This window comes from Crenobacter sp. CS_VA4 (assembly GCF_055597485.1).
In genome coordinates this window covers 59,432-73,630 of sequence record NZ_JBVMAE010000012.1, presented here as the reverse complement: position 1 = coordinate 73,630, position 14,199 = coordinate 59,432, and the positions used below count along the sequence as shown (strand labels likewise).

The 14,199-nt window shown below is 67.0% G+C and carries 12 protein-coding genes and 1 other RNA gene; 4 read left to right on the top strand and 9 right to left on the bottom strand.

The genetic code is table 11. The features are described 5' to 3' along the window. Window positions 1-8 precede the first annotated feature (8 nt). From ACZ2IA_RS13040 to ACZ2IA_RS13020, 5 genes are all read right to left on the bottom strand, one after another. Window positions 9-2,099, bottom strand: a complete 2,091-nt coding sequence (locus tag ACZ2IA_RS13040) for a two-component system sensor histidine kinase NtrB (protein ID WP_470293017.1) — start codon at window positions 2,097-2,099, stop codon at window positions 9-11. A gap of 129 nt (window positions 2,100-2,228) precedes the next feature. After that, the gene (msrA, locus tag ACZ2IA_RS13035; protein ID WP_470293016.1) at window positions 2,229-2,753 is read right to left on the bottom strand and encodes a peptide-methionine (S)-S-oxide reductase MsrA; all 525 of its coding nucleotides are present in this window, start codon (window positions 2,751-2,753) and stop codon (window positions 2,229-2,231) included. A gap of 13 nt (window positions 2,754-2,766) precedes the next feature. Then, window positions 2,767-3,684, bottom strand: a complete 918-nt coding sequence (locus ACZ2IA_RS13030) for a histone deacetylase family protein (protein ID WP_470293015.1) — start codon at window positions 3,682-3,684, stop codon at window positions 2,767-2,769. Window positions 3,685-3,690: 6 nt separating this feature from the next. Then, complete coding sequence (locus tag ACZ2IA_RS13025; protein ID WP_470293014.1) at window positions 3,691-3,912, bottom strand: DUF1653 domain-containing protein; 222 nt, start codon at window positions 3,910-3,912, stop codon at window positions 3,691-3,693. 47 nt (window positions 3,913-3,959) lie between these two features. Then, a complete protein-coding gene (locus ACZ2IA_RS13020; protein WP_470293013.1) occupies window positions 3,960-4,907 on the bottom strand; it encodes a nucleoside hydrolase in 948 nt (315 codons plus the stop codon). 113 nt (window positions 4,908-5,020) lie between these two features. On the opposite strand from ACZ2IA_RS13020, the gene ACZ2IA_RS13015 reads away from it, so the two are divergent. Together ACZ2IA_RS13015 and ACZ2IA_RS13010 are read left to right on the top strand one after the other, a co-directional pair. Beyond that, window positions 5,021-5,974, top strand: a complete 954-nt coding sequence (locus tag ACZ2IA_RS13015) for a tRNA dihydrouridine synthase (RefSeq protein WP_470293012.1) — start codon at window positions 5,021-5,023, stop codon at window positions 5,972-5,974. 75 nt (window positions 5,975-6,049) lie between these two features. Continuing rightward, window positions 6,050-6,125: non-coding RNA, sX9 sRNA (locus ACZ2IA_RS13010), on the top strand. Window positions 6,126-6,207: 82 nt separating this feature from the next. Here ACZ2IA_RS13010 and ACZ2IA_RS13005 read toward each other — a convergent pair. Genes ACZ2IA_RS13005 through ACZ2IA_RS12990 form a run of 4 tightly spaced genes read right to left on the bottom strand, consistent with a single transcriptional unit; the run spans window position 6,208 to window position 11,426 of the window. After that, complete coding sequence (locus ACZ2IA_RS13005) at window positions 6,208-7,320, bottom strand: 2-methylaconitate cis-trans isomerase PrpF family protein (RefSeq protein ID WP_470293011.1); 1,113 nt, start codon at window positions 7,318-7,320, stop codon at window positions 6,208-6,210. Further along, a complete protein-coding gene (locus ACZ2IA_RS13000) occupies window positions 7,321-8,556 on the bottom strand; it encodes a multifunctional CCA addition/repair protein (protein WP_470293010.1) in 1,236 nt (411 codons plus the stop codon). After that, window positions 8,553-9,503 (bottom strand): complex I NDUFA9 subunit family protein, encoded by a 951-nt coding sequence (locus tag ACZ2IA_RS12995; RefSeq protein WP_470293009.1) that lies wholly within the window; start codon window positions 9,501-9,503, stop codon window positions 8,553-8,555. Before ACZ2IA_RS12995 ends, ACZ2IA_RS13000 begins: the two co-directional genes overlap by 4 nt. Before the next feature lie 24 nt (window positions 9,504-9,527). Continuing rightward, window positions 9,528-11,426, bottom strand: coding sequence for a lytic transglycosylase domain-containing protein (locus ACZ2IA_RS12990; RefSeq protein WP_470293008.1), 1,899 nt, complete (start codon window positions 11,424-11,426; stop codon window positions 9,528-9,530). Window positions 11,427-11,848: 422 nt separating this feature from the next. Here ACZ2IA_RS12990 and ACZ2IA_RS12985 point away from each other — a divergent pair, with 422 nt between their 5' ends. Next, the gene (locus tag ACZ2IA_RS12985; protein WP_470293007.1) at window positions 11,849-12,577 is read left to right on the top strand and encodes a glutathione peroxidase; all 729 of its coding nucleotides are present in this window, start codon (window positions 11,849-11,851) and stop codon (window positions 12,575-12,577) included. Between the two features lie 179 nt (window positions 12,578-12,756). Beyond that, complete coding sequence (locus ACZ2IA_RS12980) at window positions 12,757-14,145, top strand: dihydrolipoyl dehydrogenase (protein ID WP_470293006.1); 1,389 nt, start codon at window positions 12,757-12,759, stop codon at window positions 14,143-14,145. Window positions 14,146-14,199 lie beyond the last annotated feature (54 nt).

The following is a 14,199-nucleotide window of genomic DNA, read 5'->3' as shown; positions in this document are numbered from 1 at the left end:
TCTCGCGGTTATTTGCCGACAATCTGACCGGTAGTATTGAAGATCGGCAGCGCCATCCGGAACGCCGCGCCGCCGTTGGGCGGCGAGCTGGCGCTCAGCTTGCCGCCCAACGATTCGACGATGGTCTGGCAGATGGTCAGGCCCAGCCCCATGCCTTGGGTCTTGGTGCTGAAGAACGGGTCGAACAGCCGCGGCAGCGAGTCGGCGCTGATGCCGCAACCGTTGTCGACCACGTCGATATGCACGTGGCTGGCGTCGAAGCCGGTGACCAGTTCCAGCCGCCCCCACGGGTGAACACCGTCGAGCGCGTCGAGTGCGTTCTTCACCAGATTGAGCAGCACCTGCTCGACCTGGATCGGGTCGGCATAGATCAGCGGCAGCGGCTTGGTCAGCCGGGTAGCGACATGCACCTGCTGCGCCCCCAGTTCGAACTCGGCCAACGACAATACGTTCTGCACCGCCTGGTTGAGGTCGACCGGAGTCGGCTCCAGCCGTTTCTCGCTCATGAATTCGCGCAGCCGGTGCAGGATGCTGCCGGCCCGCTCGGCCTGCGTCATCGCGCCGGCCAGCGCCCGCTGCAGCAGGGTCTGATCGACGTCTTCCTCGTTGACCAGCATCTGACAGGCGTGGCAGTAGCTGACGATCGCCGACAGCGGCTGGGTCAGCTCGTGGGCGATGCCCGACGCCATCTCGCCCATGGTGTTGATGCGCGCTACCCGCGCCAGTTCGGCCTCGCGCTGCTTCAGGCGCTGTTCCTTCTGCGCCAGCGCCTCGGTGATGCGGCGGCGCAACGGCGCGGTATCACGGAACGCCATCACCGCGCCGACCTGTTTGCCATTCGGGTCGAACAGCGGCGACACCACGCCTTCGATCATCAGCTGTTGGCCGTCCGGCTGGACCAGAAAGCAGTTCTCGGCCAGCGGGTAGGGCGTCTGGCGGGTCAGACAGGCGTGGAACGGGTTGATCGGCACCTGCCGGGCAAAATCGTAGTGCAACTCCAGGCACTCCAGCACCGGCCGCCCGAGGGCACGCGAGTGACGCACGCCGATCAGCCGTTCGGCCATCGGGTTGAGGTAGCGAATCCGCCACTGGGTGTCGACGGTGATCACCCCGTCGTTGATCGACTCGAGGATAGACGCCGCTTGATCGCGTTCGCGGCGCAGGTGCGCGGCGGCGATCTGGCGCTGCTGCTGGTGGCGCGAGCGCAGCGCGTACAACACCCAGCTCAGGTAACAGACTCCGCCGCCGAGCAGCGCGCTGAGCGCCACGATGATGCCGGGAAAGCTGGTCCAGCCGAGCCGTTGGCGGTACACCAGGTCGTAGGGGTAGTTCGACATCGAGATCGACACCCGGGTCGACGCCTCGGTAGAGAACAGATGGAGGACATGTTGGTACCACGGCGCGACCTGAGTCGGGTCGGGCTGGCCTGCCAACAGCAACTGGACGGTAGGGGCACCGGACGACGGCGACTCGGCCGGCAGCAGCGTACGCACATCGATCAGCGCCAACGCCACCTGGCAGACCTCACGATACGGCCCATTGCCTACCGCCTGGACGAAGGCCAGTACCGGCTGGCCACTGTTCAGCGTGAACGGTGCGGTCGGTTCGGCGCGGCGGCTGCGCAGGCTGCGCTTGATCGCCGACGCCAGCAGCGGATCGTTGGACAGGTCGAGCGAGGGCAGCGGCGCCAGCAGCGCCCGCATCGAGCCGACGGCAGGGCGGCCGCCGGTGTCGTCAAGCGGCAAGGCACTGCGGTGCTGCACACCCAGCCAGGTGATGAACGGGTAGACGCCGGCCATGCTGACGGCAAAACGCGGCCAGCGGCTGGCGCCATCGGGCAGCGCGGCCACTTCGGCCAGCGCACTGGTCAGCGTGTCGGCCACTTTCAACCGGGTTTCCACCTGGTCGCGCGCGGTTTCGGCCGCCCGATAGAAGCTGGTCCGCTGGCGTTCGAGCGAGATATAGGTCAGCGAAGCGCAGACCGCGATGCCGACCAGCAGACCGAGCAATAGGCTGATCAGGCGGCCGCTGCGCGGCGCACACTGCAGCAGCGACCATTGGCGAAGGGTAGCCAGCCGTAGGGTTTGACCGAAAAGCATGTCGTGAGGAGGAGCTGGCACAGCCTGTAGTAAGGGGTTGAGACTAACAGAGGGGGTTACCGCAGGCCAATTATGTCATGCAGATTGCCGTGTGTCAGGTTCGCACTCATCCTCCGGGCAAATGACGGTTCAACGCGTCAGGTCGGCGAAGTGCGCCATCAGTTTGCGTACCTTCGGCGCGATCACGATCTGGCAGTAGGTCTGACCGGGATGGGCGTCGTAATAGCCCTGGTGCTCGACCTCGGCCGGATAGAATGTTGTCGCCGTCGCCAGCTCGGTGACGATGCGGATGCCGTGCTGCGTCTCCAGTTCGTTGATGATCGCCCGCGCTTCGGCCAACTGCGCCTCGTCGTGGTAGAAAATCGCCGAGCGGTACTGGGTACCGACGTCGTTACCCTGACGGTTGGGCGTGGTCGGGTCGTGGATGGCGAAGAACACCTCGAGCAGCTGACGGTAGCTGATCACCGCCGGATCGAAACGGATCTCGACCGCTTCGGCGTGGCCGGTGCGGCCGCTGCACACCTCGTGGTAGTTCGGGCCGGCCAGCGTGCCGCCGGTGTAGCCGGATACGACGCTGTCCACCCCGCGCAGCCGGGCAAACACCGTCTCGATACACCAGAAACAACCGCCGGCGAATGTGGCAATGGCAGTCATGACGAACCTCCTTTCAGGGCAAATCGCTTGCAAGCAAGTTGGCCGAAGCACGGTGCCAGGCTTCGCGTACCGTGCCGGCGTGAATCGTAACCGTGTCGGCGATCGGCCGGGCGTAACCGCCGGCCATGGTGACGACCAGCGCCGCGTGAGCGCGGGCGCAGGCGTCGAACACCCGCGCATCGCGCGCCCATAGTCCCTCCATGCTCAGCGCCAGCCGGCCGAGTCGGTCGCCGTGGTAGGCGTCGGCACCGGCAAGATAGAACACCAGGTCGGGGCGTTGCGCCGCGAACAGCACCGGCAGCTCGGCGTCGAGCGCAGCAAGATACTGCGCGTCGTCGCAGTCGTCCGGCAATTCCACGTCGCGGCTGCTCGCCACCTTGCGGAACGGAAAATTCTTTTCACCGTGCATCGAGAAGGTGAACACCCGCTCGTCGCCGGCAAAGATCGCCGCGGTGCCGTTGCCCTGGTGCACGTCGAGGTCGATCACCAGCACCCGTCGTACCCGGCCTTCGGCCAACATCAGCCGCGCCGCCACCGCCACGTCGTTGAACACGCAAAAACCGCTGCCCTTGTCAGCGTAGGCGTGATGCGTGCCGCCGGCTAGGTGAACCGACAGCCCATCGTGCAACGCACTACGGGCGGTGGCGATGGTGCCGCCGACCGAACGGCGCGAACGCTCGGCAAGCTCTACCGACCAGGGCAGGCCGATCTCGCGCTGCTCGGCGGCGGACAGCGTGCCGTCGAGCACCCGCGCGACGTAGTCGGGCGTATGCGCCAACATCAGCTCGGCCGGGGTGGCCGCATCCGGCTCGACCAGCGCGTCGGCGGCGAATTCGCCGACCCGTTCGGCCAACAGTGCGTACTTTTCCGCCGGAAAGCGGTGGCCGTCCGGCAGCGGCAGCACGAAGCGGTCGGTGCGGTAGATCTGCACGCCGGGTCAGAACGCCTTGACCAGCGCGAAGCGCGGGGTCGGCTCGCCTTCGATGGTGACGCTCTCGTTGAACATGTCCAGCGGCCGGGTCCACAGGCCGAATTCGCCGTAGAGCGCGCGGTATACCACCAGCGGCTCCTCGGTTTCGCTATGGTGCGCGACGCCCAGCACTTCGTAGAGCGGGCCCTTGTAATGGCGGTAGATGCCGGCAGGCAGGCCTGTAGTCATGGATGAGCTCCGTGGGCGGCGCCAGCGCACCGCCCGATAGTGATTGATCAGGGCAGGGTGGCGAGCGACGCGGTGAGCAAGGCGAAGAAGCCTTCGGCGTCGATCTCGGTGATCCAGTTGACGTTGGCCGCAGCGCCGGTGGTGCCCCACCAGTCGACCACAGTGGCGCCGAGCGTCAGCGGGCTCATCGTCTCCACCTGCACGTGGACTTGGCGACCGGCGAACAACTCGGGCTTGAGCAGGTAGGCGATCACGCAAGGGTCGTGCAGCGGGCCGCCTTCCAGGCCGAATTTCTTGGTGTCGAAGCGCGCGTAGCTGGTCAGGATGTCGGCGACCCGCGAGCCTGCGCGGTTGGGCAGGGTGCGCAGCGCGTCGATGCGCTTGCCGGTAATGCAGGCCTTGTGGGTGACGTCGAGCGGCAGCATCGTGATCGGCACGCCCGAGCCCAGCACGATCGCGGCGGCGTGCGGGTCGACGTAGATATTGAACTCGGCCGCCGGCGTGATGTTGCCGGCCTCGAAGTAAGTGCCGCCCATCAGCACGATTTCTTTGATCCGCGTGGCGATGTCCGGCGCCTTGACCAGCGCCAGTGCGATATTGGTCAGCGGGCCGACCGGGCACAGCGAAACGGTACCCGGCGCCGCGGCGCGCAACGTGTCGATGATGAAGTCGACCGCGTGACCGTCTTGCAGCGGTGTCACCGGATCGTGGATCTCGATGCCGTCGAGGCCGGTCTTGCCGTGCACCTCTTCGGCGGTCACAAGCGGGCGCACCAGCGGCCGCTCGCAGCCGGCGTACACCGGTACGTCCTGGCGTTCGGCCCAGTCGCAGATCACCCGGGCGTTGCGCGTGGTCAGCTCTACCGGCACGTTGCCGGCCACCGTGGTCAGCGCCAGCAGATTGAGCCGCTCGCGCGCACCGAGCGCGAACAGGATCGCGACCGCGTCGTCCTGGCCCGGGTCGGTATCGAGGATGAAACTCTGACGGTAAGTCATTACAGCCCCCTTGGATTAATTATTGTCGGCCGCCCCTTGCATCGCCGCGGCAAGCGCGGCCACGCCGGCTTCGGTACAATGCGGCCCTTTGTGCCGTACAGCGAACAGTTTATATGAAGGTAGTGCTCGCCCCGATGGAGGGGCTGGTCGACGACGTGATGCGCGACATCCTCACTCGCCTGGGCGGGGTCGATCTGTGCGTATCCGAATTCATCCGCGTCACCAGCACCCTGCTGCCGGTCAAGATGTTCCGGCGCATGGTGCCCGAACTCGAGCGAGAAGCGCAAACCCGCGCGGGCACGCCGGTGCGGGTACAACTGCTGGGTTCCGACCCGGCCTGCATGGCCGACAATGCGGCGCGCGCGGCCGAACTGGGCGCCCCGGCGATCGACCTGAACTTCGGCTGCCCGGCGCCGACCGTCAACCGCCACCGTGGCGGTGCGGTGCTGCTCGACGAACCGGAGCTGATCCACGCCATCGTCGCGGCGGTACGCGCCGCGGTGCCGAGGGACATCCCGGTCACCGCCAAGATGCGGCTCGGCTACAGCGACAAATCGCCGGCACTCGACTGCGCTCGTGCGATCGAAACGGCCGGCGCTACCGAGTTGACCGTGCACGCCCGCACCAAGGTCGAGGGCTACCGCCCGCCGGCGCACTGGGACTGGCTGGCACGGATCCGAGAGGCGGTCTCTCTACCGCTGACCGCCAACGGCGAGGTCTGGACGCTGGCCGACTACCACGGCATCCGCCAGGTGAGCGGCTGTGACACGGTGATGATCGGCCGCGGCCTGGTCGCGACGCCCGACCTCGGCCGGCAGATCCGTGCCGCCAATCTCGGCGAGCCGGTCGAGCCGATGAGCTGGCAGGAACTGCTGCCGTGGATCGTCGACTTCTACCAGCAGTGCTACGCCAAGGCGCCGGACAACAAGTACCCGGTGGCACGGCTGAAGCAGTGGCTCGGCCTGATGAAGCGCGCCTACCCGGAGGCGGAGCAGACCTTCGCGCTGATCAAGGCGGAAACCGACGCGGTGCGCCTCGGCGAGCGGCTGAGACTGCTGGCAGCCTGAACCGGTTTTCTTAGAACCAATCCTCAAAGTTACTGCGCGGGCGTGATCTCGGGTTGGGCGGTGCTCGGAATCCTCATGTACTCCATGTACATTCCGGTTCCTGCGCTCCGGCCGCCCCGAGCTGACACCCGCTCGCGACACTTTGAGGACTGGTTCTTACCGGGCGATGACCGTCGCTACCGCTGAAACGATTCGGCCAACCTTGAGGTTGGCCGAATCCATTTCTGCGGCTCTCAATCGAGAGGAATGAACACCTCACCGCGCATCAATGGCCGCGCGGTGCGCGTCATCACCACCTCGTCGATGTGCCATCCACGCCCCTGCCGGGACACCACCGCCTCCAGCGTCTGCCGACCGCTGGCGTGGCTGAACGTCAGTGGCTTGCCTCGCCAGGCTTGGCCGATCGTATCGGCGACCAGGGTTCCCTTGATCGCCACCGCGGCCACCAGCGCGATCGCGCCGGTGCCGGTATAGGCGTGATGCAGCTTGCCCATCGACAGGATGCGGCCGTTGAGCGCGCAGCCCTCGTCGCGTGCCGCGCCGACGAAGCTGATCTTTGGCGTCGCAGGGCGGTCGCGCGTGGCTGCTTCGGCCGAGTCGGCCAAGCCCATCGCCACCGCACCGGCGGCACGCAGCGCCTCGAGCGTGGCAAGCAGTTCGCTGGATAGCTGTTCTGCGGTCTCGAAGCCGGTCAGACCCAGGTCGGCGGCGCGCACGAACACCGTCGGATTGCCGGCGTCGATCAACGTCGCCCCGACACGGCGGCCGTCCGGCAGCGCCAGCTCGTCGCACACCTTGCCGGTCGGAAACAGCTTGCCCGACGCGCCACCGGCCGGGTCGATGAAGCGCAGCGTCACCGGCGCGCCGGGGAAGGCCACCCCGTCGATCCGACAGTCGCCGGCCCAGACCGGCTCGCCGTCGCGCACCTCGAGCGTCGCGACGATCTTCTTGCCGATATTGGCCTGCCAGATGCGCACCTCGGCCTGGCCGTTCTTCACCGGCAGCAGCCGCTCCATCAGCGCGAACAGCGGCACCGCCGCGGTGAGGTTGCCGCAGCTACCCGACCAGTCGACCTTGGCCTCGCCGATCGCGACGTGGCCGAACAGGTAGTCGATGTCGCAGTCGGGGCGCGCCGACGGGCCGATGATCGCGACCTTGCTGGTGCTGGAGAGGCCGGTACCGAGGCCGTCGATCTGCTTGCCGAACGGGTCGGGGCTGCCGAGCGCGCGGATGAACAGCCGTTCGAGCAAGGCCGGGTCGTCGGGCAGCTGGTGGCTAGTGAAGAACAGCCCCTTGCTGGCGCCGCCGCGCATCAGCGTCGATTTCAGTTGGTAGAGGGAAGTCATTCAGTGGGCATCGCAGCTAAGGTCGAGGCCGGCCTTGCAGGCGGCGATCGCAGCGACCCGGGCGGCGTCGACCGCCGCCGGGATTTTCTGCTTGTCGCTTTGCGCCAGCGCGATCGCGCCGGCATCGACCGCACGGGCGGCGGCCAGCATCGCGGCCAGCCAATCGGCCTGCGGGTACGCGGCATTCTCGCGATGCAGGCGGCCACGAATGTCGGCGATGCAGGCCTGCAACAGTTGGCCGAAACGCTCCGGGCGGCGCAGCGCGTCGGTTTCCTTGAACAGCTTCAGCACCGTCGCCGGGCGCAGCTGGGCGGTCTGGTGGATCAGGATGTGGTACAGGGTGACGAGGCGCGCGAGATCCCGGCAGTCGGTCGGCACGCGCAGCCGCTCGCACAGCGCCAGCACCGGCTGCTCGCCGCGGTGGTCGTGGCCGATGTGGCGCGGCAGCACGTCGGCCGGCGTCAACGCCTTGCCGAAGTCGTGGCACAGCGCGGCAAAGCGCACCGGCAGCGGCGCGTCGAGCCTCGCGGCGGTGTCGAGCACCAGCATCACGTGCTCGAAGGTGTCGATCTCGGGGTGGTAATCGGCGCGCTGCGGCACGCCGGCCAAGGCGTCGAGCTCCGGGATCAGCCGCGCCAGTGCGCCGCAGTCGCGCAACACCCGGAACATCCGCGACGGCGTCGCCTCCATCAGCCCCTTGGCCAGCTCCTGCCAGACCCGTTCTGACACCAGCGCGTCGACCTCGCCGGCCTCGACCATGCCGCGCATCAGCTCCAGCGTCTCCGGCGCTGTCTCGAAGCCGAAGCGCGCGGCAAAGCGCGCCAGCCGCAGGATCCGCACCGGGTCTTCGGCAAACGCCGGGCTGACGTGGCGCAGCAGCCGCGCCTTCAGGTCGTCCTGGCCGTGGTAGGGGTCGATCACATTGCCGTGCTCGTCTTCGGCCATCGCGTTGATCGTCAGGTCGCGGCGGGCCAGGTCGTCCTCCAGCGTCACGTCCGGCGCGGCGTGGAAGCTGAAGCCATGATAGCCGGGCGCGGTCTTGCGCTCGGTGCGCGCCAGCGCGTACTCCTCCTGCGTCTTCGGATGCAGGAAAACGGGGAAGTCCTTGCCGACCGGCTGGAAGCCGGCGGCGAGCATCTCGCTCGGCGTGGCGCCGACGACCACCCAGTCGTGGTCGCGCACCGGCAGGCCGAGCAGGCGGTCGCGTACCGCGCCGCCGACGACGTAGGCCTTCATCGCCCCCCCGCCTTGTGGCGATAGCGCGCCAGCGTCGCGTTGAACTCGTCGGCGGCCAGATAGCCGGGTACCACCGCCTCGAGCGCGGTCGGCGCAAAACCGAGCAGCTCGCTCGGAAACGGCGTGCCGCTGACGTTGTCGACCTTGAGCGAGCGCACATTGTCGCGGCTCATCAGCGTCTTGCCGGGCGCCAGCTCCATCAGCGCCGCCTGCAGATAGGCGAGGGCGTATGGCAGGCCGACGATGCGGCGCGGGTGGCCGGTGAGGCGGGCGACGTAATCGACCAGTTCGGCCAAGGTGTACACCTTCGGCCCGGCCAGATCGAGCCGCTGGCCGATGGTGGCGTCGTGTTCGAGACACGCGACCACCGCGCGCGCCACGTCGTCGGCCCACACCGGCTGGAAGCGGGTCTGGGCGCCGGCCAGCGGCAGCACCGGCAGCTGCTTCGCGAGCCGTGCGAACATCGTCAGGAAGCTGTCACCGCGGCCGAACACCACCGACGGGCGCAGGATGGTCCAGTCGAGCCCGCTCGCCATCACCGCCTGCTCGCCGCGCCCCTTTGTTTGCTGGTAGTGCGATGCGCCTTGCGGGTCGGCCCCCAGCGCGCTGATGTGTACCAGCCGGCGGATGCCATTGGCCTTGGTCGCGGCGATGATCCGTTCGACCAGCTCGACGTGAGCGCGTTCGAAGTCACGGCGGCTGCCGTGCAGGATGCCGACCATGCTGACCACCGCGTCGTGCCCGGCCATGAGCGCGGTCAGCGCCGCCTGGTCGGTCGTGTCGACCGGGGTGAGCTCGACCTTAGGCAGCAGCGCGAGCCGCGCCTTGCCCGGCTCGCGCCAGCGGGTGGCGAGGGTGAGCTCGACATCCTCGCGGACCAGGTGCTCGGCGACGTAAGTGCCGATGAAGCCGCTACCGCCGATGACGCCGATGCGTTGCTGTCTCATGGTGATCCTCTAATGATTTGCCGACTACTTGGCCGGCACGACGCCCATCCGCTCCTTCAACGACAGCTTCGTGTGGCCGAAGCCGCTGGCGTAATAGGCGGCGTTGGTCATCACCTTCTGTACATAGTCGCGCGTCTCGTTAAATGGAATGGTCTCGGCGTACACCACTCCCTCCATCGACACATCGGCCTGCCAGGCCCTGGCGCGGTTCGGACCGGCGTTGTAGGCGGCGGTGGCCAGCACCTCCTGGCCGAGCTTGTCGTGCACGTAGTTGAGGTACCAGGTCCCCATCTGGATATTGGTCTCGATGTCGTTCACCGCATAGCTGCCGATGCCCATCTTGCCGGCGACCCACTTGGCGGTGGCCGGCATCAGCTGCATCAGCCCCGAGGCGCCGACGCCGGAGCGCGCCACCGACACGAAGCGGCTCTCCTGGCGGATCAGGCCATATACCCAAGCCTCGTCGACGCCGACCTGGGTGGCGTAGCGGTGGGTGATGTCACGGTACGGCGTCAGGTAGCGCAGAGAGTAGTCGTGCACCTTCTCGGTACGGTCGGCGCTGTAGATCGCCATGTCGAGGAAGCTCTGCTGCTTGGCGAGCTCAGCGGCGGCCAGCAGCTGCTGGTCGTTCTTGCCGCGCATCGCCCAGCGCCACTCGCGGCGGGCATCCTCGCGGAATTCCGGCTTGCGGTAGTTTTCCGAGATATTGAACAGTGCGAACGAGCGCTGTACCGCCGGCTCGGCGGCGACGGCGGCGAGCTCCTTCGAGCTCGCGTGATCTTCGCGGTTGCTGGCCAGCATCGTGCTGCCCAGCTCGTCGAGCGACAGCAGCGCGTAGAAGTTGCGGCCGGAGTTGCTGACCTTGGTGAAGGTCGGCCGGGCCTCGCTGTCGCGACCCTGCGCCTTCTGCGCGCGGGCACGCCAGTATTGCCAGGCGTTATTGCTGGCGACCCGCTCCGGCATCTGGCGGATCACGCTCTCGAGCAGAGCCCATTGCTGGGTGCGCAGCGCGGCGCGCGCCCACCATTCCCACTGCTCGTCCGTCAGCTGGCCGGGGTCGGCCTTGGCAAACCATTGCAGCGCCTGCGCCATCTGCAGCTTCTTCGCCGACCAGTACGCCAACTGCCCCCAGGCGAACGCGGCGCGGTCCTTGCTGAGGCGGTCTTCGACCGTGAACAGCCTGCCGGCGGCGGCGTCGACATTGCCGTTGCTGTTGCGCGCGCGGCCGATGATGTCGTACAGCGCGGCTTCCTGGCCGCCGCCGGTCGACAGGTCGGCGCTGGGCGGGCGCGACAGCTGAGTTAGGTCAACCGGCAGGAAGGTCCGCGTCGCCAGCTGGCGGGCCGCCGTGATGTTGTTGGCGGCCAGCAAGAGCCGTACGCGGCGCAATACCCAGTCCTCGCTCAGCACGCCCTTGTTGGCGGCGGCGGCGATCAGGCTGGTGCAACCGTCCGGAACGGTTCGGCTGCTGGCGAGAAACACGTCGTAGTTGGCGGTGGACTTGCCCTGGCGCAGAACATTGAGGTCGTTGTAGCAGCGGGTCTCCTCGTCGCTGCCATCGGGTGCGAGCTTGGCCCATTCGCGGCTGAAGGTCACCCAGTCCTCGCGCTTGCCGAGTTTCTTCAGCCACTCGTTGCGCACCCGCTCGGTCATCGCACTGTCCGGCTGGCTGTTCAAGAACGCCTGCGGCTGCACATCATCGTCGTTGTCGACCGCCTTCAGCGCGGCCCAGTAGGCGGGGTAAGCGGACAGCGCCTCGCCCTGCGGGATGGTGGCGGCGATGCTGTTGAGCGTCACCAGGTCGTTGCGACGCAGCGCGTCGCGGGCGGCGATCACTTGGTCATCGACCGCGGCAAAGGCCGGCGCGGCCAGGGTCATCACCGCCAGCGCGGTAAAGAGGTGCTCTCGGAAGGGCATCGGCATCAAAGTCATCCGTATCGGTAGGTCATCACATGCTTGCACGCACGTAAGACAGAATCTGGCCGGTCAGCGTTCGCTGGCCGGGCGGGCTTGTCGCCGGAGGCGACGGGCGGGAATGCTCCCAGCCTGATGGCATGAATTGCCCCGCCATGCGGGCGCAAAGGGTCAAAATTGCCGTTGCTGCCCCGAAGTATACAAAATCACGGCCCACCGCTGCAGACCAACGGCCAGAAAAAGCCGGCGATAGGTCCGAAGGCGGTCGATGGCAGGCAATGCCTCCAACAATAACCACCCCCTAGGCGATAGTTGAACCCAATCAAGTTTGTTTGAACAATCAATTGGAGCTGTTTGTCGTTTGCTATCAGAATTGCTTCATCGATTGACGAACACCGTCATCTACGACTCATCAACGAGAGGAGCAAACCATGTTGCAGAATCGTGAAGGCCAACGCGTACCGAACGTCACTTTCCACACCCGCGTCGGCAACGACTGGAAAGACGTCACCACCGACGAACTGTTCAAGGGCAAGACCGTGGTGCTGTTCTCGCTGCCGGGCGCGTTCACCCCGACCTGCTCGTCCACCCACCTGCCGCGCTACAACGAGCTGGCGCCGGCGTTTGCCGCCAACGGCGTCGACAGCGTCCTGTGTGTCTCGGTCAACGACACCTTCGTGATGAACGAATGGGCCAAGGATCAGGAAGCGGCCAACGTCGTCATGATTCCGGACGGCAACGGCGACTTCACCGAAGGCATGGGCATGCTGGTCGACAAGCTCGACCTTGGCTTCGGCCGCCGCAGCTGGCGCTACTCGATGCTAGTGAAAGACGGCGTGGTCGAGAAGATGTTCATCGAGCCGCAGGAGCCGGGCGACCCGTTCAAGGTGTCCGACGCCGACACCATGCTCGACTACATCAATCCTAGTGCTAAGAAGCCGGACCAGGTGGTGGTGTTCAGCAAGGTCGGCTGCCCGCACTGCGCCCGTGCCAAGGCACTGCTGGAAGAGAAGGGCCTCGAATACGTCGACGTGCCGCTCGACAACAAGGTGCGCGGCAAGGTGCTCGGTGCCATGTCCGGCAAGATGACCGCTCCGCAGGTGTTCATCAACGGCGAACTGATCGGTTCGGCCGACGAGCTGGAAGCCTACTTCAAGTAAGTCTTTACCCGTGTGCCGGCGGCTTCTGCCCTGACGTTGCCGGTCGGATGGCCGAGCCGGGCCATCCGTTTGCCGGGCCGGGCAACCGGCCCGATTTTTCTCCCGCACCGAGACGAGACGCCATCCCACTTGAACCGTGGCGTGCCGTCTCCGTGTGAATCGCACCGAAAGGAATCACCATGAAGCAGCTCAACGTCGACGTCGCCGTGATCGGTGCCGGCACCGCCGGCCTCGCCGCCTACCGTGCCGCCAAGGCGGCCGGCAAGACCGCCATCGTGATCGAGGGCGGCGCCTACGGCACCACCTGCGCCCGGGTCGGCTGCATGCCGTCCAAGCTGTTGATCGCCGCGGCCGAGGCCGCGCACGAACTCAAGCACACCGCGCCGTTCGGCGTGCACGTCGACGGCGAAATCCGCATCGACGGCCGCGAGGTGATGGACCGGGTGCGCCGCGAGCGCGACCGCTTCGTCGGCTTCGTGGTGCGCGGCGTCGACGGCATCCCGGATGATGACAAGCTGGAAGGCTATGCCCGCTTCGTCGACAACACTCTGCTGGAAGTAGGCGGGACGCGCGTGCACGCCGGCCGGGTGGTGATCGCCACCGGCTCGAGCCCGGTGATCCCCGGCCCGTTCAAGGCCTTGGGCGACCGCCTGATCGTCAACGACGACGTGTTCAGCTGGGAAACGCTGCCGGAGAGCGTGGCGGTGTTCGGCCCGGGCGTGATCGGCCTGGAGCTCGGCCAGGCACTGGCGCGGCTCGGCGTGCGGGTGAAGGTGTTCGGCGCGCGCGGCGGCGTCGGCCCGCTGTCCGACCCGGCGATCCGCGATTACGCCCGCACCGCGTTCCAGCAGGAGTTCTACCTGTCGCCGGACGCCGAGGTGAGGGAAATGCGCCACGACGGTGACAAGGCGGTGCTGCGCTTCGTCAACCTCGACGGCGAGGAAGTGTCTGAGTCGTTCGACTATGTGCTCGCCGCCACCGGCCGCGCGCCAAACGTGCAGAGCCTCGGCCTGGAAAACACCTCGCTAGCGCGCGACCAACGCGGCGTGCCGCTGTTCGACCCGGAGACCCTGCAGTGCGGCGACAGTCCGATCTTCATCGCCGGCGACGCCAACAACGTGCTGCCGCTGCTGCATGAGGCCGCCGACGAGGGCAAGGCGGCCGGCGAGAACGCCGCCAACTACCCGAACGTGCAGCCGCTCAACCGCCGCGCGCCGATCGCCGTGGTGTTCTCCGACCCGCAGATCATGATGGTCGGGCAGCGCTACGCCGACCTGGCGCAGGGCAGCTTCGTCACCGGCGAGGTCAGCTTCGAGGACCAGGGGCGCAGCCGGGTGATGCTGAAGAATCGTGGTCTATTGCATGTCTATGCCGACAAGGCGAGCGGCCGCTTCCTCGGCGCCGAGATGATCGGCCCGCGCGCCGAGCACATCGCCCACCTGTTGGCGTGGAGCTACCAGATGGGGCTGACCGTGGCCCAGATGCTGGCGATGCCGTTCTACCACCCGGTGGTGGAAGAGGGGCTGCGCACCGCCTTGCGCGACGCGGCGGCCAAGCTCGCGGGCTGATGACCCGACGCTAAAAAGCATTCGGCCAACCTTGATGTCAGGTTGGCCGAATGC

Coding starts and splice junctions, on each gene's coding strand:
- ACZ2IA_RS12990 (WP_470293008.1), bottom strand. CDS start 11,426: ATGCCGATGCCCTTCCGAGAGCACCTCTTTACCGCGCTGGCGGTGATG.
- ACZ2IA_RS13020 (WP_470293013.1), bottom strand. CDS start 4,907: ATGACTTACCGTCAGAGTTTCATCCTCGATACCGACCCGGGCCAGGAC.
- ACZ2IA_RS12980 (WP_470293006.1), top strand. CDS start 12,757: ATGAAGCAGCTCAACGTCGACGTCGCCGTGATCGGTGCCGGCACCGCC.
- ACZ2IA_RS12985 (WP_470293007.1), top strand. CDS start 11,849: ATGTTGCAGAATCGTGAAGGCCAACGCGTACCGAACGTCACTTTCCAC.
- ACZ2IA_RS13015 (WP_470293012.1), top strand. CDS start 5,021: ATGAAGGTAGTGCTCGCCCCGATGGAGGGGCTGGTCGACGACGTGATG.
- ACZ2IA_RS13040 (WP_470293017.1), bottom strand. CDS start 2,099: ATGCTTTTCGGTCAAACCCTACGGCTGGCTACCCTTCGCCAATGGTCG.
- ACZ2IA_RS12995 (WP_470293009.1), bottom strand. CDS start 9,503: ATGAGACAGCAACGCATCGGCGTCATCGGCGGTAGCGGCTTCATCGGC.
- ACZ2IA_RS13025 (WP_470293014.1), bottom strand. CDS start 3,912: ATGACTACAGGCCTGCCTGCCGGCATCTACCGCCATTACAAGGGCCCG.
- ACZ2IA_RS13000 (WP_470293010.1), bottom strand. CDS start 8,556: ATGAAGGCCTACGTCGTCGGCGGCGCGGTACGCGACCGCCTGCTCGGC.
- msrA (WP_470293016.1), bottom strand. CDS start 2,753: ATGACTGCCATTGCCACATTCGCCGGCGGTTGTTTCTGGTGTATCGAG.
- ACZ2IA_RS13005 (WP_470293011.1), bottom strand. CDS start 7,320: ATGACTTCCCTCTACCAACTGAAATCGACGCTGATGCGCGGCGGCGCC.